Here is a 19,653-nt window from a genome sequence, read left to right as displayed (position 1 = left end):
TTCCATATTGCCAAACCTTACCATCTTTAACAAAATAGTTCTGGTTATCATCAGGATTGAGATAAAGTCTTTGACCTTGTGCATAACCAGAAGTAGCCACTTTACCAGTCTGGACAGTAATACCTTGAGCTGCAATTTGAGCTTCAGATAGTTCGGTAGCTTGGTTTAGGCGCACTGTAGTAGTAAGCTGATTAATAACATTTCCATCTTCTGGGTTTTGAGGATCCAATTCTTTACTAGGGGAATATCTAACACCTTCTCTTGTTACCACTCCATTTTCTATACTATAAGTGTTTCCGTCAGAACCTCGATAAGTACTGTTAGATATTTGTTCAAATGTTATAGTTTGATTACCATTATCCATAATTGCCCCAAACCCAGATGTAGAATCATAAGTAGTTGGTTGAGCTTGTTGGGCTAGTTTTGATGGTTTGGTGATAGTATCAATAAATTTGCCAAATTGGCTTTTAATATCACTAATAGCATCAGATTTAGCAGTGTCTGTTAAATTTTTTACTGTTAAAGTTGTATCATTGGCTAAGATTGATTTGGATATTACAACATTATCAGCTTGCGCTCCTTGCAAAGTAATAAATTTACTATCTTTATCAGCTTTTTTAACAATATAATCTTTACCTTTATATGTAATAATTGATCCTTGCGTAAGACCAAGGTTGTTGATTATATCTTCTTTTGAGGGTTGTACTTGAGTTACTTGCTGTGGGGAAGTTGTTTGTTCTTGGGGGGATTGAGTTACCTGAGTTTTTGGAGTTAATTTTGCTTGATAATTAGGTGCAGAAATATTCATGCTTTTAGCTAGTTCAGCGAGTGCCTGCTTTCCTGCTTCCGAACGCACAAGAGCCAAATCTGTTTCTGCAGTAGCATATTGACTAGCATATTGATCCGTAAGTAAATCAATATCTATTTGATTTACAATTGAAGGGTCTTTTTGATATATTTGCGTAAAAATTGAAACATCTCCAAGCTGTCTTGCTAAATCAACAAATTTAGCAGTATTTAATTCCTGATTAAGACCTAATTTGCTTGCCTTGCATTCAATGGTATTACAACCAATAATATTACTTTTTTGGGCAAGGTCTTCTATGTAATCAATAGTACCTTGCAGGGTATCATTACTATTTTTAACATCAGTGATTTTTTTACCATCATTCCAAAGAGCTTCCCAGTTGACACTTGTAACTACTTCCTTACCATCAACCACAGCTATTTCCACATACTTACGACCCTGAGCAATAGCTTGGACACAGTTTGTATAATCCCCACCACCATGACCAGAACAAGCATCAGCAGTTAAAGGATTAGCTTCCAAAAGAGTGGGGGAAGTACCAGCTGGTATGTAGTTCTTCCACTCACCTGATTCCCATTGAGTATCGCTGAGCTCTTTGCCAGTTTGAGCTTTGTAGGTTGAAGCTGCTTGCATCTCTACTTTTCTGGCTTGGAAAAAAGGATCATTATCAGCAATAGTCAAACTCATTTGACTTTGAGGATGTTCTAAATTATAAGCTGTGATCCAAGCTTTCTTAGAGCCAAAGCAACCCCACTCACCAGAACAATCAGAGTTAGTTGCTATGCTGGTAGAATTATCACCTTCGTTCTGAAACGATATTTTTATTTTTCTAACTTGAAGAGCAATTTTGTATTGTTCGTCAGTTAAAATACCAGCTTTTTTTGCTGCTTCAATAATTTTATCGCCATCAGCGCTCCCAGCTAAAGCTGCTCCTAAAGAACCACTATCATTAGTCAAAGGATCGGTACTAGCTACTCTAGAATATCTATTTTGAGCAGTTAGACCTTGTTGAATTTCAGTAGAGGACTTTCCTACACTAGTAGCCCATTTTTCATAGTCTTCTCTTTTGCCATTGCCTCCAGCTACAATCCATTCACTAAATCCACCATCTTTGGGAGTGACTGACTCAGTTTTTTTAGAGCTAGAGCCCTCATTTTTATTATCATTATCATTTTTATTATCATTTCCATGCCCCATAGAAGCTGGGCCTTGCGGTGAACCATCAGCATTAAATCCCGAGCTCCTTCCACCAGGTTCGTAGTCTTTTGCATAGTCCCATTCATATATTTCAGGAGTAAAAGCTGTATTTTTAAAATTACTAGATATAGTAACAAGTACTGAAGAAAAAAGTACAGCTATATATAGAGATAAAATCCAAACTGGTGATTTTATTTTGTTAGAAAAAATAATTTTTTCTGAACTTATTTTATTGTTAATGAGTTTTAAATCCTGGAATAGATTAAAAATAATATCCCAGCAGACAAAAAAAATGAAACCAAAAAAACCTTTTTTAGGCATAGTTTTCACAAAAAATAGTTATAGCTAAGTGTAAATAAATCTTAAATTAGCTTGCAAGAGGAAGAAAAACCGAATAACTTAAGTTGTGAAAACAAAATAATAATCTAAAAATCTTATTTAGTATAAATTTATTATACATAAAGAATAACAATTAATATTTGATAAAAAAAGATTATTATTTTATTTGTATAAAAAAAGCACGAATTATTTTTGAAATAAAATTTAAAATAAATTATTAAGATATAAATTGAAGTAAGACTCAAATGTATAGTTTTTCCCCTAAACCATCTAAATTAAAAGAGTAAATTGTAAAAAAAGTTTAAATCCCTTAGTCGTAAATAAAAAAGACGTGTTTTTAGTAAAATAGTCTTATATTGGTTATTGAAAAATTAACTATAAAAATCTTATCCGAGAGAATGATTGTTAAGCGTTAGATGACTAGATGCGCGATGTAAAACAGCTCTAAAAGCTCTTTTTTATCAAAAAGAACGATAAACTGCCAAAAGAAAAAATTACATAAAGATACTCTTGATTAATTAGTGGTGACTAAAAAATACTATGAAATTTACTTTCAAAATTCGGATGGGTTATGAGCTAGTGAAAATGTAGAAGTCTTGCGAACATATTTTTATAGGAAAATTCTAAGTGTTATTAACTTAAGATGTAGAGAGTTATTGCTAATGTTTGCAAAAGATAGCATGAGTTCATTTGTCACCAGTTTTTAAACAATAATTTACTCTCATATATATGTTCAATATATTAATAATAATCAATATTATCAATACAAATAATCTAGTCGAATATACTCTGGCAATTTTTACTGATGAGTGCTACTTTTTGTAAGTCCTGACAAAGTATTTTATTTACAGGGTAGGTATATATAAAACAAAAAATAAATTTTTATAAGTTGAGTTTAAGAACTTCAGTAATGCTAGCTGCTAAAAAATAAATTTTTTATTAGCAGTCAACACTTTTAAATGGTAGTTTTAGATATATATGCATTGTCACAAGTTATTGAAAAAACAAAGCTGATAAAAATATATTTTATGTAAAACCTTGAGACTTACTTTTACACAATGCTCTTAGAGGTTTTATAAGCTTTTTCTGCTATGGATAGTACAAGATAGCTAATTTTAGTGCCTTTATGTGTTTTAGAACCTTTTTCTAGTTTTGAAGCAGCTAAAAAAGCTGCAATTAAAAATTCTTTTATAAATATTAAAATTAAATAGTTTTTATTTTATTATCAATATAAAAATAGTATAGTAACCGATAGTATAAGCAGATGGTTTATATGAGTGATAGATTATTGTTTCTTATGACTTATTGCTAATAAAAACCTATGTCACCACTAGTATCAATCTATAAAAATCTTAATTGGTGGTTTAATATAAAATATTTAATTTACCGAAATTAGACCAAAATAATACACATAAAAATTATGTGCATTAAAAAACTTCTGTAAAGGAAAATTGTTTACAATTTGATGAAAACTTTGAATTGTTTTTGAGGAGCTTAGGAAAGAGAATCAAGGTCTAATTTGAGACCTGGCCCCATAGTTGAGGAAATAGCTGCACTTTTGATTTGTCTGGGGTTAATAGTGGTGATTGCTGCAGAAATATTTTCTTGCAATTTTTTAGCTCCAAAGTTTTTTTTACCAACCAGTAAGTGAATAAGTGGAGCTTTTTTTTCTGTTTTGTAAGCTATCTTATTACCACCCAAATCCTTAGCGGCCTTCTCGGGGTCTCTAGTGATTGTACCGTTTTTAGGGTTTGGCATCAGGCCTTTTGGTCCTAAGAATTTAGCATGCTTGGCTAACTTAGCCATATCTTCGGGTTTGGCGATTAAAACGTCAAAATCGGCTTTTTTGGCTTCAATTTGAGCTAGAACTTGATCGTCAAAGATAACAACTTTTTTGGTTTTACCAGTTCCATGAGGAAGTTCTAAGGTGCCACTTATGTTTTCTTTTTTAGTTTGTAAATTAAGTTCAATGCTAGTATCGAATTTTTCACTGCTTAAATCGAGTACTTTTTGTACTGCTTCTTCTAAGCTGTATTTATTATTAGGATTAGTTTGTTTTTTGAGGGATTTAAAACGTTTTGAGCGAACTTTTTTGCTTTTAGCTTTTGCAGCTTTTTTTGGTTGATCCTGACCAGTGTCGCTGGTTTTTTGAGCTCCATTGCCTTCACGGTCTTTTTTAGCCTGTTCTTCGCGTTTACGCAAAGCCTCTAATTCAGCAAATTCATCAGGTAAATCATAGGCGGATGAACTGCTCTGACTAGCGTATTTATTTTCATTGCTAGCGCGTTGCTGCAGTTCTTCTTCTTGGTTTTGATCCATGACGATATTTCGTTTTTTACCCATAAGTTATGTTTTAACTAGTTTTAATACCCATACTGCGGGCGGTACCAGCTACAATTTTTTTGGCCATCTCAATATCTTTTGTATTAAAATCTTCCATTTTTTCTTCTGCTATTTGCGTAATTTGAGCATCGCTTAAGCTTTGTTTAAGCATATCTCGACCAGGAGTAGCCGAACCCTTTTCAACCTTAATGGCTTTTTTGATAAATTCTGAAACCGGAGCCTTTTTAAGGACAAAAGTGAAACTACGATCTTCATAAATAGTAACTAAGGCAGGAATAATTTCACCCATGCGGTCATTGGTAGCATCATTGTAGGCTTTGCAAAAATCCATAATAGCTACCCCGTGTTGACCTAAGATTGGGCCAATAGGAGGAGCTGGATTAGCTTTACCAGCGGGTAAGTTGAGTTTGATAATAGTCTTAACTTTTTTTGCCATATATTAATAGTGTTTCAAACTAGACAAAGTGCAATTATACAATAAAAAAATACAAATTGAATCAGAGAATCTTTCTCTAATTGATCCCAATCTAGATTTTAGCAACTTGCAAGAAATCCAGTTCAACTGGGGTTTCTCGGCCAAAAATCGAAACCAAAACCTTAACTTTACCTTTATCTTGATCAATTGATTCGACATTACCCAAAAAGTCGGCAAATGGACCATCGACAATTTTGACAGCTTCGCCAACAGTAAAGGTGGCTTTGTACTTGGGAGCTTCCTGCTCCATAAATTTTTTGATGGCATTAACTTCTTCTTCTGAGATTGGGGTAGGGCGATTACCAACGCCAATAAAGGAAGTAACTCCAGGGGTAGTGCGAACTACCAGCCAAGATTCATCAGTTAAAACCATTTTAACGAGCATGTAGCCAGGTAAATATTTTTCAGCAATGGTTTGCTTTTTACCTTTGGCAATCTTAATCCGATTTTGAGTGGGGATTAAAAGTTCTAAAACATAATCAACCAGATCCATAGATTCAACTTTTTGTTTCAAAGCTGTAGCGACTTTATTTTCATGGCCAGAGTAAGTGTGGACGACGTACCAATGAGCTTTAGGGTTGGGAGTTTCGTTAATAATCACGTGATTACTGGCTACCGGTTTGACGGTCAGCTCTTCAGCTTGAACCTGTTCTTCGGGTTTTACTTCTGGTTTTTTCGTCTTCACTTTAATGATTTTTTTACTAGTATCTTTTTTGTTCATATTATTTATTTTAGATTACTATAAATGGTTAAATTATTTGACTAAAAAAGTAAATAATTGTGTAAAAAGGTAATCAAGTCCTCCTAGAAAAGCTCCAACTGCTACGCTTACAATAAAAACTAAAATCGTAGCGCGAATGACTTGTTCACGAGTTGGCCAAATTACTTTTTTAAGTTCCGCTCGAACATCACGTAAGTACTGGGCTGGATTTGAGCCAAAATCTGGTGTACTAAAGGTTATTTCACTCATATATAGTACTATACGTATACTTATTTAATCTGTAAATAGTCTAGAAACAAAAAACCGCTAGTTTAGCGGCTTCTGTCAAGTATTATAGTCTAAAATTGAGGTTTTGCAACTGTTTTGCAGGAAGTGATAAAATAGACTTGTTGCAAAATAAGCAAACCTACACAAACTCGTCTTTTTGGCAATTTTCTTCGTCACTAAACACCTCAAGTACTGTTAGTACTATCGGCATTTAGTTCCTTGAAAATTACCAGAAATACTTCGTTTCTGTGAGATTCTTTATTTTACAACAAGTCTAATAAAAACATTTTTAATATCCATTACATATTTTTTGGAGGAACTATGAAAAAAGTTACAAAGGCTGTTATTCCGGCTGCTGGATTTGGAACTAGGTTTTTACCCCAAACCAAAGCCATGCCTAAAGAAATGTTGCCAGTGGTTGATAAGCCAGTTATCCAATATGTAGTCGAGGAATTAGTCGATGCTGGAATTACTGATATTGTTATGGTAACCGGATACCACAAGCGGACCATTGAAGATCATTTTGATACCCCAAGCATGGATTTGGTGGAAAATCTAAAGATGGGTGGAGAAAAGAAAAAACCCCTACTTGATGCAGTTGAAGCTATTTCCAATATGGCCAACTTTATTTACGTTCGTCAAAAAGGACCATATGGTAATGGTACGCCTCTTATGAATGTCCGCCATATTATTGGTAATGAGCCTTTTATCTATGCTTTTTCTGATGACTTTATTGTGGCTAGTCCTTCCAGAGTAAGACAAATGCTTGATGTTTACAAAGAATATAATTGCTCAGTTTTAGCCAGTATTAGAATCACAGAAGATGAAGACTATAATCGGTATGGAATTGCTGGCGGTCAGGAAATTAAACCAGGTCTTATTGATGTAGCTGAAATTATTGAAAAACCTGGTAAAGATAAAGCTCCTTCAGATTTAGCCAATGTATCCAGCTACCTTTTTACCCCAGACATTTTTGAATATTTGGATGAAGTAATGAAAAGCTTGCAATCTGGTCAGGAATTTTACTATAACGATGCTTTAAAGCTAATGTTGCGAGATAAAAAACGGATTTTGGCAGCTGAGATCAAAGATGGTAAATATTACGATACCGGTAATAAGTTAGAATATCTGAAAACCGTAGTTGAGTTTGCTATCAAACATCCAGATATCAATGGAGAATTTAGAGCATACTTGAAGGGGTTGGATTTATAATTTTCAACTAATCTCTTACTAAAAGACGCGTTACTGGCGCGTCTTTTTGATGTTAAAAATAAACTAATTAAAACTTATAGATATTTGGTGAAAATAATTATTCCAATTATGGCTGCAATTAAGGCATTGATCCAAACCGCGCCGGCAGCAATATCGCGAATATCTCGAGAACCTTCATATGGCAAATGATATCTATCTCGTAAAATATCACAGATTTTTTCAATGGCCGAGTTTAAAAGTTCAGCTGAAATTACCAGACCAAACAGTAGCAAAAAAATTACATAGTCAGTCAAGCTAATCTGTAAAAGCAAGCTTAGTATTGTAACTAAGACTACAGCTAGGCCATGCCAGCGAACATTACGCTCATTTTTGATGCCAATAAGTAAGCCGCGAGTAGCATGGTGAAAAGATTTGAAAAAATATAATTGATGCATACAATGATTGTATAAAAATTTTAATATGAGTGAAAGAGAAGAACTAACAATACCAGGCCTACAATCTTTTTTAAGAATAGAAAGAGAAAATCGTCCACATCTAGCTAGACCATTAAACGAGTCAAATCCGGAAGTTCTAGGCATTAATGTACCAGCTACTTTTCCCTGTCTACATGATGGAAATTCTGCTGAATTTTTATCACATCGATCAATAGAGGAGCCCCCATTTGGCTTTCTTAGAGTAATAACAGCAGCCAGAGAACAAGGTGTAAAAGCTATGTTTATGGATGCTCATAAACTTGGACTATCTTTGGGTGAAATAATACATCAAATTGCTGTATTGAAACCATCTAGTATTGCTTTAAACCCCACTTCAGTAAATTTACAAGAAGCATCAGTTATTAGCCAACAAGCACGAGCAATAGGTATTCCAGTTATTCTAGGTGGTGTGCATGCAACCTTAGACTCTGATCGAGCTCTTCTTATTCCGGGGGTTAGGGCTGTGATAAGAGGTCATGGTGAGAAAGTTTTGCCACAGGTGGTTAAAGCTTTACTAAATCAAGAAAAAACAGAAATACCAGGAGTTTCTACTGAAGAATATTGTAGCCATGATTTTGCGGAAACTATGCCACTGGAAGATGTACCACTTATTGATCCAAGTATATGGCTTGAAAAACCTTTATCAAGATATGAAACAACTGTTTGGGGAGAAAAAAGAATAATTACTCAAGCAGAAGTGTATTTTACTCGCAGCTGTCCTTATGGATGTAGCTTTTGTGCTTCTTCTGCATTGAATCCAGAACGATCCTTTGTTAGGCCATCGATGAAAAGATTAGTAGCTGAAATAAAACTCAATTTAGCTATTGGAGCTGATGCCTTACATATTTTGGATGATAATGTAGTGCTGAACCAAACACATTTAGGAGAGGTCTCAGAAGCTTTGCGAGAAGCTGAAATATCGGATTTAGTTTGGAAGGGGCTAAGTAGAGTTGGAACTCTAAAAGGATTTGACAATGCTGGTTATGATTTATTAAAAAAAAGCGGGTGCTATCACCTAGCTATTGGGTTTGAAAGTGGTAATAAAGAATTATTAAGGAGAATGCGAAAAGGATTTGAACCATCAGATGCTATGACCGTTGCTCAAGAGTTAGCTTCTCGAAAAATTGGGTTTAAAGGAATGTTTATTATTGGATCACCTTTAGAAACCGAGCAACAAATTAAAGAGACAATTGAGATGATATTCAGATTGCAAGAAGCAGGAATGACTGATCTGGCAGTTTTTCAATGGAAGCCTTATCCAGGCACAGAAGACACTGCTTTTTTATGTGCTCAAAAACCAGAATTTGCACATATACTAGCAAGTCAAATAGAAGACTATCAGTCTGTGCAAGCAGGAGAAGCAGGAAGTATGCTGGCATATAGAACAACGCATGATAAATATTTACCAGATAATTGGCCTCCTATATCAGAACTTCCTAATAACGAAATTAGACAGCTAATTGAAGAGATTTATAGAAAATTTTATTCCTGAGGAAAATTTTTACAGAAAGCATGCATTTGACGTTCAAGGTCTTCTAGGTCTTCATACACAATTTCATGACTGCATATCCCTGAGGCACTATTTGAAGGAGGACATTCAGACTGTCTGATGATTACTATTGGAATTTCGTGAGCAAAAGCTACTCCCATTTCTATTCCAACTCCAATTGCCTTTTTATTCACAAATGCAAATAAAAGATCTGAATTTATTACATGACCTAATGCTAACTGCATCATTTCTTGAGCATCACCATCGAACTTATAATAGCAAGCAAAAACTAGGGGAGTAATATTAAATTCAGTTAAAACGGTAATTACTTTTTGGATTTCAGGTCCAAGGTGATCCTTCTCAGTATTTTTTAAGGCAATGAAAGCTTGTGGTGCTTCTTTAGTTCCCATAGACAATTATGTTGTAATTATAACATAATTATCATAATCAAGAGTTTCAAAATTTCACAACAAAACCAAAATTTTAAAAGCCCCAAACTTAGCTTGATTTTGACTGAGTCTAAAAAGTTTTAAACTGATCTCAGTGTCACGGAAATTTTCCTGAGCTGCCAACTCAACAAATTGGTCAAAACTGACTTCAAACGTTTCAATTTTTTCTCCAGCATCCAAGTGAGGATCTTGGACCTTCTGACAGTCTTTGGCAATAAAAGTGTAATAAGCCCAATCAATTTTTTCATAAAGTTGACCACTGTCCCATAAAATCAGTTTAGCTGCTTCCATACCTGTTTCCTCTAGAAGCTCCCTGCGAGCAGTTTGTTCTGGCTTTTCACCATCATCAATTCTGCCACCAAAAACTCCCACAAACTGACCAACACCGGGTTGACTTTGCCGGCCTAAAACGATTTTGCCTTGTGGAGTAACAGGAATAACATTGATGGTATCAGAGCGTTTGAGCTTTTCAAACGTTTGAGCTGGACCATCAAACATCGGTTGCTGCCATTGCCAAGCTTCAAAAATAATACCTTTGAAAACTTGTTTAGCATGAAGGGGAATAGTTTGGCGAGATTGGGGACGTTTGATATCGATCATGGCTTTGATTATAGCAAAGAAAAACTGTTTCTTTAGAAAAAAATATTGTTAATCTAAATTTCAAACATATACCAATCTTTATCTAAAAATAAGGTATAATAAACCTATGGATTATATGCTAATTTTTCAATCAATGATTTTATTAGGTATTGGAGCAGTGGCTCTAGAGCTCTTTGTTGGGATTCAAACTGGTTTTGATCTAGTATTGCTGGGTAGTATTTTGCTCCTTGGTGGCGTGACTGGAATTTTGACTGGCAGTTTACCTTTGGCTCTTATTATTTCCTCAATCCTGGCTGTTGCTTATATTGCCTATGGTCGCAAGGCTATCCGCCAAAAAGTTCTGGTTGTGACCCATCATACTAATATTGATAAGTTAATTGGTAAAAAAGGGATTGTGATCCGCTCAATTACCCCTGATACAGCCGGTATGGTCCGAGTTGATGATGAAGATTGGCGGGCTACAGCTTCCCAAACCCTCTTTGAAAAAGACAAAATTCAAGTTGAAGCTATTGAGGGTGTCAGCTTGGTTGTTGCAAAAATTACTAAATAAATTAGGCAAAAAAGTCGCATAAAGCTTTTTTGGAATATATGGAATTTCTTACCGTAGTTTTAATTTTTATTTTTGTAGTCAGTTTGTTATCACTAATTCAAAGTCTCAAGATTGTCAAACAATATGAAAAAGGCTTGATTGTCCGCCTTGGTCGCTATAATTCTACAGCTGGTTCAGGGGTTGTTTTTCTAATGCCGTTTTTAGATTCGCTCATTAGAGTTGATATGCGGGAACAGGTGATTAACGTGGCTCCCCAGCAGGTGATTACCAAAGACAATGTAGGAGTTATTGTTGATGCAGTAATTTACTATAAGGTAGTTGATCCGGTCAAAGCAGAGTTTGAAATTGAAAATTTTGATTATGCAGTGACAACGCTAGCTCAAACCAACTTACGTAACCTAATCGGGGATAAGCAACTAGATGAAACTCTAACGGCTCGGGATAGCATCAATGAAAATCTGCGCATGGTTTTAGACGAAGCTACTAACTCTTGGGGCGTTAAGGTTACTAAAGTTGAACTGCAAAAAATTGATCCACCAGCTAATATCACTGAAGCTATGAGTAAGCAAATGAAAGCTGAGCGGGAAAAGCGGGCTATGGTCTTGGAAGCCCAAGGTATCAAAGAAGCCGCGATTTTAAAAGCCGAGGGTTCAGCTCAAGCTAAAATGCTCAATGCTAATGCAGAAGCAAAGGCTGTTGAGTTAGTGGCTCAAGCTGCTGAGAAAAACTTCACAGAAAGAGCCCAAAAATTACGTCAGTTGGAAGTTTCTTCTCAAGTGCTAGGTGGAAGTTCGACTAAGTACGTGTTGCCAACTTCAAGTAGTATTGTTAGCGTCTTAAATCTGGATGGTAAAGGAGACAACATTATCCCCATTGAGCGGAAGAAGTAAAAACTTTGAATAAAAAATAAAAATCCTCACTTTTTAGTGGGGATTTTTTATGCCCATTGCCATCACTAGAACATTTCTATTACAGTAGTTGTTATGAATAAACGCAATCAAGCCTATCTTTATCTAGTTTTTGCCTCAGCTATATGGGGGATAGCTTTACCGCTAATTAAAAAAGGCTATGAACAAACCACCCCAATGCAGTTTTTGTTTTTTCGCTATCTATTTGCTGTTTTGGTTAGTTTGCCAATTTTGATTATTTTGTGGCCGAAGATAAAAATTAAAGCTAAACATATTCCAGAACTGATAGGGATTGGTTTGCTAGCCAATTTTATTTCTCACATCCTTATGTATATTGGCCTTGATAAAACTAGCACGGTTGAAACTTCATTATTAGGCTCACTTACCCCTATACTAATTGTTTTAGGTGGAGCTTTTTTCCTAAGAGAAAAAATTACTAAAAATGAAAAAATCGGTATTATTATAGTTTTTTTAGGATCACTACTAGTAGTGTTGGAACCACTTTTCTTAAATGGCCAGGGTTTAAGTTTTGATCACACTTTGGGTAATACGATGATTTTAGCTAACTGTTTTACCTGGGGTGGGGCGATGCTTTGGATGAAAAAAGTAGCGCACAAGTATCATCCACTAGGAATTACACTGATCTCATTTATTCCCACTACTGTAGCTTATTTAATAACACTATTAATTATGGATCCAAAACTTGTCAATCTTGATATTTTTAGCCAACCTATTGCTTTATCGGCGGCTTTGTTTCAAGGGATTTTAGGCTCAGTGCTAGCTCTTTTTTTGTATCAATATGCTCAGCGGGAAGTTGAAGCTTCTGAAGCTACTTTGTTTCATTATTTAGTGCCACTATTTAGTATTCCCTTAGCAATTATTTGGTTGCACGAAATGCCTAGTACTTTATTTATTATTGGAGGATTGATTATTATTATTGGAATTGTAATTGCAGAAAAGCGGTGGAAGGGAAAAAGCCACTAAGTTCCAAAGTAACGGTCACCATAATCGCCTAGACCTGGCACGATATAAAATTTATCATTGAGTTTTTCATCCAGAGCAGCCGTGAAAATTTCTACTTGCGGAAAACGTTTATTAATAAGTTTCACTCCCTCGGGAGCAGCAACCACGCAAACTAACCTAATTTGTTTAGGTTTTTCTTTGACTAATTCTTGTAAAACATGAGCAGCTGAACCACCAGTGGCTAGCATCGGATCGGTTACAATCACGATATTGTTTTGGCTAATTGTAGGTAGTTTCCAATAATATTTACGGGCTTTAGCGGTTTGTTCATCCCGTTCTAAACCAACAAAACCAACCCTGGATTTGGGTAAAAGCTGCATAGCCCCAAAGAGCATGGCCAAGCCTGAGCGCAAAACCGGAATAACAACCACTTCTTCTTTAAGTTTCTGAGCAGTAGTTTTAGTCAGTGGGGTTTCAATCTGGCAATTTTGAAAGTGCAAACCGCGAATAGCTTCAGCAAAAAGAAACTGGCAAATTTGATTAGAGTGACGGCGGAATTTTTGGAGTTTGGTCTTTTTATTACGCAGATGGGCTAGAGAATCAGTGATAAAAGGATGATTGACAAGATGATAGTTTAATTTGCTCATAGTTTTTACAACTTTAAATAATATTGTCTTTTGCTTTCCTCAAATTTTTCTATAGCATAACGAAGCATGGTCCGAGGTATTTGCTTACCATATTTTTGTAAAAATTGCTCCTCCAAATTTTGATCGATTTTACCTAGTTCACGCAACATCCAGCCAACGGCTTTGTGGATCAAGTCATGTTTATCTTTTAATAAAATTTCTGAAATTTTAAGCGTGTCTTCTAATTCACCATTTTTAATAAATGTATAGGTTGCTAAAATCGCGATCCGCTTTTCCCATAAGTTACTCGACTTAGCTAATTGATATAAAGTTTTTCGTTCAGGTTTCTTGCTAAGCAGATAAGCGCCGATAATTTTAGGAGCTGATAAATCAACCAAATCCCAATTGTTAATATGGCTAGTGTTTTTGAGGTAGAAATTAAAAACTTGCCTTTGTTTGTTTTCATCGGCTTTGCCAAATTGCTCAACCAAAATAAGCAGAGCGACTAAACGATATTCATGAATCTTGTTTTGCAATAATTTCTGTAAAGCCAAAAAATCCAGATCTTTATGTTTTTTAACCAACTGTCGTTGTTGGGGGACTGTAAGACCTAAAAAAACATCGCCTTCACCATACTCACCTGGACCGGTTTTGAAAAAACGCTGGAAAATTTCGGCTTTGGCAGGATTTTTAAGTTTAAAAAAATCTGATTGGAGTTGAGTTAAGCTCATGTTTTTCTTACAACAAATAGTTATTAATAATTAAACTATTTCTGCTGCTCCAAGCTCATCAATAAACTTCATAGGTTGAGCTTGGTTCCAAATATAGTCATAGAGTTGTTTTTGCATTTGGGCTAGTTGCGAATTGTAAATTTCCACACAAAAAACTTCTTTGTTCTTATAGGTATAGGTGGCATACACGTCATTATAAATTAAAACTTCAAAATTAATTGTTAGAAACTTGGGATCAACATAGCGGAACTGAGAATAATTTTTAATAAGTTCAGTAACTTTGGTAAAAGCTGGAAATGATTGTTTATTGGTTAAATCGTAAGTTGTAATTTTTCTTTGAACAAATTCCTGCCGCAAATTTTCCGAGAAATCTTCTGGCAAAAAAGCATCTAAATGTTCCATTTCCAAAACTCGAATCAAGCCTTTAGCTTTAGTTAAATTGTAGCTGACCTGCTTTAAACCCTCGACACCTTGATAATAGAGAACTTTGGAATCAGATTGCGATTGTGGGATAATTTGGCTTAAATTAGCAACTAAATCAGATAAATTCTTTTTCAAAGCCTCAAGTTCTTGTTCTTGTTCGATAATCAAATGTTGCAACTTGCTAGGGTGAGTAGCCCCAAAACGCATCCCATGTTCCAAAACCTGGAACTCAACTAACTGTTTCTTTTTTAAAGTATCTAAAAGGCGGTAGACTTTAGTTCTACCCAGGTGAAGTTTACGGCTGATAGTTAGAGCAGGACAAAACCCTGATGCTAATAAAAACAAGTAAATTCTGCTTTCTTCTTCAGACAGAGCATAAGGTTTTAATAGACTAATATATTTGTCTGTTTGATCGGACATCAAATTGAATTATAGCACAGTAGTGCCTACAATAGCAGTAATATGAAAAACTATTCAAGTAGTTTAAAAGGCTCAGTGTTTATAGCTATCTCAGCTCTATTTTTTGCCTCGTATGGAATTTGGTCGCGGTTAATGAATGGTGTATTTGGAGAATTTAATCAAGCTTGGATTCGAGCTTTAATTTTACTTTTTATACTATTGCCCTTTGGCTTTCTGACTCGAACTTTTACAAAAATCAAATCTAAAGATTTGAGCTGGTTTGTTTTAATTGCTCTAGCTGGAGGACTTAATCAAGCTCCATACTTTTATGGTTTTGAGCACTTGCCAATTGGTACAGCTACTTTACTTTTTTATCTTATGCTTACCGTTGGCGCTTATCTAATCGGCAAGCTATTTTTCAATGAAAAAATCACCATATTAAAATATATATCTTTATTATTAGCAATTATTGGATTGTTTATTATTTATCAATTTTCTCTTAATGCTGGACAAATTATTCCAGCTTTAGCCTCTATGGTTTCCGGATTGCTGGGTGCTTGTGTAGTAGTTTTTAGTAAAAAACTATCTTCTAATTATAGTGAAACACAGATTTTAACAGGAATATTTATTGCTATGTTTCTAATTAATTTGTCTATAAGTTGCCTTTTGGGTGAGCATTTTCCTAGTTTACAGGTTGTAGCTTGGTTTGGTGAAATTGGTTATACGATCGCTATGGTAATTGCAAATATTGCAGTGATTGCTGGATTCCGCTATCTAGAACCAAGCATTGGTGGAATTATTGGGCTTTTGGAAGTAATTTTGGCAGCAATTTTTGGCATACTATTTTTTGGAGAAGTTATAACCATTGAATTAATTATTGGAAGTCTTTTTATTTTATTAGCTGCAGGGTTAGCTGACTTTGTTTCTTTGATAAAAAACAAAAACTAAATCTTTATTTGCTCAACGATATTCCAGTCTTGAGGATCTATGGAGTTGACTTTGATAATGCTAATTTTTTCCTTAGAAATTCTAAATTTTCTTCTGTAGTATCATCTGGGTTAGTCATAGCTTTATCAATTTCTAAGTATTGTATAAATAATTTAATATCTTCTACATTAGAATATCCTTTGCTAACTGCCCAATGACCATAATAACTAGCTTGGCCTATACAAAGAGATTTTGACCGTTCGTCATCAGAAATTAAATACATTTGATAATAATGGTGAGCTAGTTTTACCAGATCATCGATATTGGCAGTTTGAGGATGACGATGAATTTTAGTTTTAAGTTTGAGTATTATCTCTTTTTCTCTGAGAAGTTTTAGAGGTATTTGGGTCATAAATAATTAAAAAGAAGTATTTAAAAATATTTGCAGGGCTACCAGGACTCGAACCTGGATGAAGGGTTTTGGAGACCCTCATACTACCATTGTATGATAGCCCTAAAATTAAACCTAAATTAAGATTTAGTGCCATTATTTTAACAGATTGAGAGGGATTTAAGAAGAAAAACAAAATTCTAACATTAAAATCTGTTATAACCCTGAGCGAAAGTCGAAGGGTGGACCTGAGGGGGATCGAACCCCTTACCTCTTGTATGCCATACAAGCGCTCTACCAACTGAGCTACAGGCCCATTTCATGTAAAGATTAATTTCAACTATCTATAAATAAACCATTATCTCTTCGATATCTATAGAGTTGCTCTGCCAACTGACCTGCCTGCCGACAGGCAGGGCTACAGGCCCAAAGTTAAACTAAAAACTTAAAATTAAAAGCGAAAAAGTGGAATTACAACCTTCTTTTTCCTCTATAAGCTAATAGCTAATAAACTAAAAGCTAACCTTTATATTTTACCTGTTTTTTGGATTGAAGCAAGATAAATTTATTAATCTGTAGTCTGAACTTACAATTTTTGCTACCATAAAAATATGTACCGTAGCTTCCTACATACAGCCCGTTTTCATATTTTACAAAAAGACCGACCGGTCTTTCGTTTTGCTTTTTTAGCCTTTTTGTTTGCTATTGCTAGTGGCTTAATCAGTTTTACCTTACCAGTTTTGCTGCAGCGCGAAAAGGTTTCTTTAGCTCTGATCGGCTTGATTTTGGCATCTTCATCAATCTGGAATATTGCGACTGATTTAGTGATTGGTTTTTTAAAAAAACCACCCAATTATCGATGGCTTTTTCAAATGATTGGTTTGGCAATTGTAGCTATTTTTGCTTCTCTATGGCTCTATGATGAAGTAATTATTATCATTATGGCCACGGTTTTGTGGGGGATTTTTACTGAGTTTTACAATTTTGCCAATTTTGACTTTGTAGTCAATAACTGCCAAACCAAGCAACAAGGAGTTAGTTTTGGGACTATGGCAAACTTTCGTTGCTTGGGCTATTTTATAGCGCCAATTATGGCTGGCTCTTTGCTGCTGGCAAATCAGGAATTTGTTTTGTTGGCAGGATTATTTTTAGGACTGCTTATTTTAATCTTGCTCAAACTGTATTTTTCTCAAAAAAAACTACCCAAACCAATCGCTATTCAAAAGCGGCGGATGCCAGCTGCTAAAGAACTAGCTTTATGGTTTAAGATTATTCACAAAGTATTTCCTCTATTGCTGGTTTTTATGACAATGGGAATTTGTGATGGAATTTTATCCAGCTTTGCGCCTTTATTTGTTATGGATCAACCCAATCTGCGACTAATCGGTGGTTTTATTGTGGCTATGCTGTCATTACCAACCATGTTACTGACTGGTTATTTTGGCAGGTTAGCTGATAAAAAAGGTGAAAAACCATTTATTTTACTTGGACTATTAGTGTCTGGAGCTTCTTTGCTGTTTTTTGGGTATGCTCAAGAAGCTTTTGTAGCGATTGTCTTAGCCTTGGTAATTGGTATTGGTTACAGTATCTATATGGCAGCGCTACAAGCTGAACAAAGTCATTATATTGAGAAACATCATGTGCAGGAAAATGAAGTAGTCGGGGAAAGTGGCATTTTTTATAATCTGGGCTTTTTTGGAGGAGCAGCTTTGGCCGGAGTATTAGCAGAAGTTTTTGGCTCATTTGGTCCAATGTTTGCTGTGTTTGGTGTTATGCACTTTGTGGTTGTGGAAATCTACTTCCTCTTTGGACCCAAAGCTCGATCGTTAGTAGATGGAAAATTTGTTTAATTACCCCGACGACCAGAAGCCCGTTGGATACTATGCATAGCAGCTACCCGAGCCTGAGCTCCAAAATTTTTGTTAAAACTTTGTCTGGCTGGTAATACCCCTCTTTTACTTTCTAAAAAAGCTTGCATTTTACGTTTCTGCTCTGAAACCTGTTGTGCTTTTCCCTTCATATGAAGTTAAATCGATGGAAATCCTAATGTTGGTTTTTAGGATAGCTCAGGGATTATTTCAACTTAGCGACTTCTTTGTGGTCGGTTCGTTCTCGGCAATTGCGGCAGTATTTGACTAAAACCAATTTTTCTTCAGTATTAATTTTGTTACGTTGAGTAATGTAGTTTCGACTTTTACAACGAGTACATACCAAACCTACCATAATTCGGTGTCCTGCTTTTTTTGCCATAGAATGGTACCTCCTTTATTTTTTATTTTAGTAGTGAATTTTAACAGCAAAATTGCTTATCGTCTACAAACACTTGATGTGTAACTTTAATAAAGCCCCAAACTAGCAATCTATTTGTTTAGGGCAAAACTATCTGAGCCTGGATCGGGAATCGAACCCGAGACCTCATTCTTACCAAGAATGCGCTCTGCCAACTGAGCTATCCAGGCAAAATTAAAAGCGATTCATATATTTTACCAGTTAGAAAGGGGCAAGCAAGGTGAAAAACGTTACTCTAGAAATCTTAGGCTATACATCAAGACTATTCCCAATAGAAAAATAATAAAAGAAAGTAAAGATTTACCCAGATGAGTTTCTTTTCTTAGCTCAGGAATAAGATCTGAAGTTGGGATATATAAGAAACCACCGGTTGCTAAGGGAAGTAAAAAACTCCCTATATTCTGACTAAAACCGCTTAGATAGTAGCCAAGCAAACCACCCAAAAGGGCGGTAAAAGCTACCCCAACATTTAAAAACAAAGCCTTTTTAGTAGTAAAACCAGCATGAAGTAGTACACCAAAATCACCAATTTCTTGAGGAATTTCGTGTAAAACAATAGCTAAAAGAGTAGTCATTCCCAAATACGAGCTGACACTAAAAGTACTGGCAATAATCAAACCATCAATAAAATTGTGAATACTATCGCCAACCAAATTCATATAGCCAAAAGTATGAATTTTACAGTTCTGCTTATGGCAGTGTCGCCAATGCAGAATTTTTTCAATCAAGAAAAACAAACAAAAAGATAAAAGAGTAAGAAGAGCTGTAGTATCGGTACCAAGACTTTCAATGCTTTCAGGTATTAGATGTAAAAAAGCTCCACCTAGCATAGTGCCAGCGGAGAGAGCAACTAAAAAAACCAACACTTGTTGAAGTGAATTCCGTTTGAAAGATAAAGTTAAAACTCCGGCAAAACCGATTAAACTGACTAGGGTAGTGGAAAGAAGAATTGCAATTAGCATGGAAGTATTTTAACAATTAATGATAAATTTTGATACAATTCCTAATATTGCCATATTGCCGACTTAGCTCAGTTGGTTAGAGCGCCTGTTTTGTAAACAGGAGGTCCCGGG

At 35.2% G+C, this 19,653-nt stretch carries 22 protein-coding genes and 3 tRNA genes; 7 read left to right on the top strand and 18 right to left on the bottom strand.

Annotated features, from left to right (window positions below; genetic code table 11):
* The 5 genes from GYA49_03075 to secE all read right to left on the bottom strand — a co-directional run.
* On the bottom strand, positions 1-2,326 hold a 2,326-nt coding region (locus tag GYA49_03075; protein ID NMC36003.1), incomplete at its 3' end, for a hypothetical protein.
* 1,512 nt (positions 2,327-3,838) lie between these two features.
* Positions 3,839-4,687 (bottom strand): hypothetical protein, encoded by an 849-nt coding sequence (locus tag GYA49_03070; GenBank protein NMC36002.1) that lies wholly within the window; start codon positions 4,685-4,687, stop codon positions 3,839-3,841.
* Between the two features lie 10 nt (positions 4,688-4,697).
* The gene (gene rplK / locus GYA49_03065) at positions 4,698-5,123 is read right to left on the bottom strand and encodes a 50S ribosomal protein L11 (protein NMC36001.1); all 426 of its coding nucleotides are present in this window, start codon (positions 5,121-5,123) and stop codon (positions 4,698-4,700) included.
* Between the two features lie 91 nt (positions 5,124-5,214).
* On the bottom strand, positions 5,215-5,883 hold the full coding sequence (nusG, locus tag GYA49_03060; protein ID NMC36000.1) for a transcription termination/antitermination factor NusG: 669 nt from the start codon (positions 5,881-5,883) through the stop codon (positions 5,215-5,217).
* Between the two features lie 33 nt (positions 5,884-5,916).
* Complete coding sequence (gene secE, locus GYA49_03055; protein NMC35999.1) at positions 5,917-6,132, bottom strand: preprotein translocase subunit SecE; 216 nt, start codon at positions 6,130-6,132, stop codon at positions 5,917-5,919.
* 339 nt (positions 6,133-6,471) lie between these two features.
* Here secE and GYA49_03050 point away from each other — a divergent pair, with 339 nt between their 5' ends.
* Entirely contained in the window at positions 6,472-7,362 is an 891-nt protein-coding gene (locus tag GYA49_03050) for a UTP--glucose-1-phosphate uridylyltransferase (protein NMC35998.1), read from the top strand.
* A 74-nt stretch (positions 7,363-7,436) separates the two neighbouring features.
* Here GYA49_03050 and GYA49_03045 read toward each other — a convergent pair whose 3' ends face one another.
* A complete protein-coding gene (locus GYA49_03045) occupies positions 7,437-7,796 on the bottom strand; it encodes a diacylglycerol kinase family protein (protein NMC35997.1) in 360 nt (119 codons plus the stop codon).
* 25 nt (positions 7,797-7,821) lie between these two features.
* Between GYA49_03045 and GYA49_03040 the strand changes: the two genes are divergently transcribed.
* The gene (locus GYA49_03040) at positions 7,822-9,327 is read left to right on the top strand and encodes a B12-binding domain-containing radical SAM protein (protein ID NMC35996.1); all 1,506 of its coding nucleotides are present in this window, start codon (positions 7,822-7,824) and stop codon (positions 9,325-9,327) included.
* Here GYA49_03040 and GYA49_03035 read toward each other — a convergent pair.
* Positions 9,318-9,734, bottom strand: coding sequence for a hypothetical protein (locus GYA49_03035; protein ID NMC35995.1), 417 nt, complete (start codon positions 9,732-9,734; stop codon positions 9,318-9,320). The genes GYA49_03040 and GYA49_03035 overlap by 10 nt on opposite strands.
* A gap of 54 nt (positions 9,735-9,788) precedes the next feature.
* Positions 9,789-10,373, bottom strand: a complete 585-nt coding sequence (locus GYA49_03030; protein ID NMC35994.1) for an NUDIX hydrolase — start codon at positions 10,371-10,373, stop codon at positions 9,789-9,791.
* Between the two features lie 106 nt (positions 10,374-10,479).
* On the opposite strand from GYA49_03030, the gene GYA49_03025 reads away from it, so the two are divergent.
* The 3 genes from GYA49_03025 to GYA49_03015 all read left to right on the top strand — a co-directional run bounded on the left by GYA49_03025 (position 10,480) and on the right by GYA49_03015 (position 12,815).
* Entirely contained in the window at positions 10,480-10,923 is a 444-nt protein-coding gene (locus tag GYA49_03025; GenBank protein ID NMC35993.1) for an NfeD family protein, read from the top strand.
* Positions 10,924-10,961: 38 nt separating this feature from the next.
* Positions 10,962-11,813, top strand: a complete 852-nt coding sequence (locus tag GYA49_03020) for an SPFH/Band 7/PHB domain protein (GenBank protein ID NMC35992.1) — start codon at positions 10,962-10,964, stop codon at positions 11,811-11,813.
* 93 nt (positions 11,814-11,906) lie between these two features.
* A complete protein-coding gene (locus GYA49_03015; GenBank protein NMC35991.1) occupies positions 11,907-12,815 on the top strand; it encodes a DMT family transporter in 909 nt (302 codons plus the stop codon).
* On the opposite strand, the gene upp is transcribed toward GYA49_03015, so the two are convergent.
* The 3 genes from upp to GYA49_03000 are packed head-to-tail and all read right to left on the bottom strand — an operon-like array spanning position 12,812 to position 14,994.
* Positions 12,812-13,441, bottom strand: coding sequence for a uracil phosphoribosyltransferase (gene upp / locus GYA49_03010; protein ID NMC35990.1), 630 nt, complete (start codon positions 13,439-13,441; stop codon positions 12,812-12,814). The genes GYA49_03015 and upp overlap by 4 nt on opposite strands.
* Positions 13,442-13,446: 5 nt before the next feature.
* On the bottom strand, positions 13,447-14,151 hold the full coding sequence (locus GYA49_03005; protein NMC35989.1) for a DNA alkylation repair protein: 705 nt from the start codon (positions 14,149-14,151) through the stop codon (positions 13,447-13,449).
* 30 nt (positions 14,152-14,181) lie between these two features.
* A complete protein-coding gene (locus GYA49_03000) occupies positions 14,182-14,994 on the bottom strand; it encodes a hypothetical protein (GenBank protein NMC35988.1) in 813 nt (270 codons plus the stop codon).
* A gap of 42 nt (positions 14,995-15,036) precedes the next feature.
* Between GYA49_03000 and GYA49_02995 the strand changes: the two genes are divergently transcribed.
* A complete protein-coding gene (locus tag GYA49_02995; protein ID NMC35987.1) occupies positions 15,037-15,921 on the top strand; it encodes a DMT family transporter in 885 nt (294 codons plus the stop codon).
* Positions 15,922-15,958: 37 nt separating this feature from the next.
* Here GYA49_02995 and GYA49_02990 read toward each other — a convergent pair whose 3' ends face one another.
* From GYA49_02990 to GYA49_02980, 3 genes are all read right to left on the bottom strand, one after another.
* The gene (locus tag GYA49_02990) at positions 15,959-16,312 is read right to left on the bottom strand and encodes a hypothetical protein (GenBank protein NMC35986.1); all 354 of its coding nucleotides are present in this window, start codon (positions 16,310-16,312) and stop codon (positions 15,959-15,961) included.
* A gap of 33 nt (positions 16,313-16,345) precedes the next feature.
* Positions 16,346-16,416, bottom strand: a tRNA-Trp gene (locus tag GYA49_02985).
* Positions 16,417-16,534: 118 nt separating this feature from the next.
* A tRNA-Ala gene (locus GYA49_02980) sits at positions 16,535-16,607 on the bottom strand.
* A gap of 295 nt (positions 16,608-16,902) precedes the next feature.
* On the opposite strand from GYA49_02980, the gene GYA49_02975 reads away from it, so the two are divergent.
* A complete protein-coding gene (locus tag GYA49_02975; GenBank protein ID NMC35985.1) occupies positions 16,903-18,141 on the top strand; it encodes an MFS transporter in 1,239 nt (412 codons plus the stop codon).
* On the opposite strand, the gene GYA49_02970 is transcribed toward GYA49_02975, so the two are convergent.
* The 4 genes from GYA49_02970 to GYA49_02955 form a co-directional block, all read right to left on the bottom strand.
* Entirely contained in the window at positions 18,138-18,311 is a 174-nt protein-coding gene (locus tag GYA49_02970; GenBank protein NMC35984.1) for a hypothetical protein, read from the bottom strand. The genes GYA49_02975 and GYA49_02970 overlap by 4 nt on opposite strands.
* A gap of 53 nt (positions 18,312-18,364) precedes the next feature.
* Positions 18,365-18,541, bottom strand: coding sequence for a 50S ribosomal protein L33 (gene rpmG / locus GYA49_02965; GenBank protein ID NMC35983.1), 177 nt, complete (start codon positions 18,539-18,541; stop codon positions 18,365-18,367).
* 136 nt (positions 18,542-18,677) lie between these two features.
* Positions 18,678-18,750: transfer RNA gene (locus GYA49_02960), tRNA-Thr, on the bottom strand.
* Between the two features lie 60 nt (positions 18,751-18,810).
* Complete coding sequence (locus GYA49_02955) at positions 18,811-19,542, bottom strand: ZIP family metal transporter (GenBank protein ID NMC35982.1); 732 nt, start codon at positions 19,540-19,542, stop codon at positions 18,811-18,813.
* Between the last annotated feature and the right edge of the window lie 111 nt (positions 19,543-19,653).

This window comes from Candidatus Beckwithbacteria bacterium, assembly GCA_012797845.1.
Lineage (GTDB): Bacteria > Patescibacteriota > Microgenomatia > UBA1400 > UBA1449 > JAAZOH01.
Note: the sequence above shows the minus strand (reverse complement) of the source record. Positions and strands in the feature narration are given on the sequence as shown.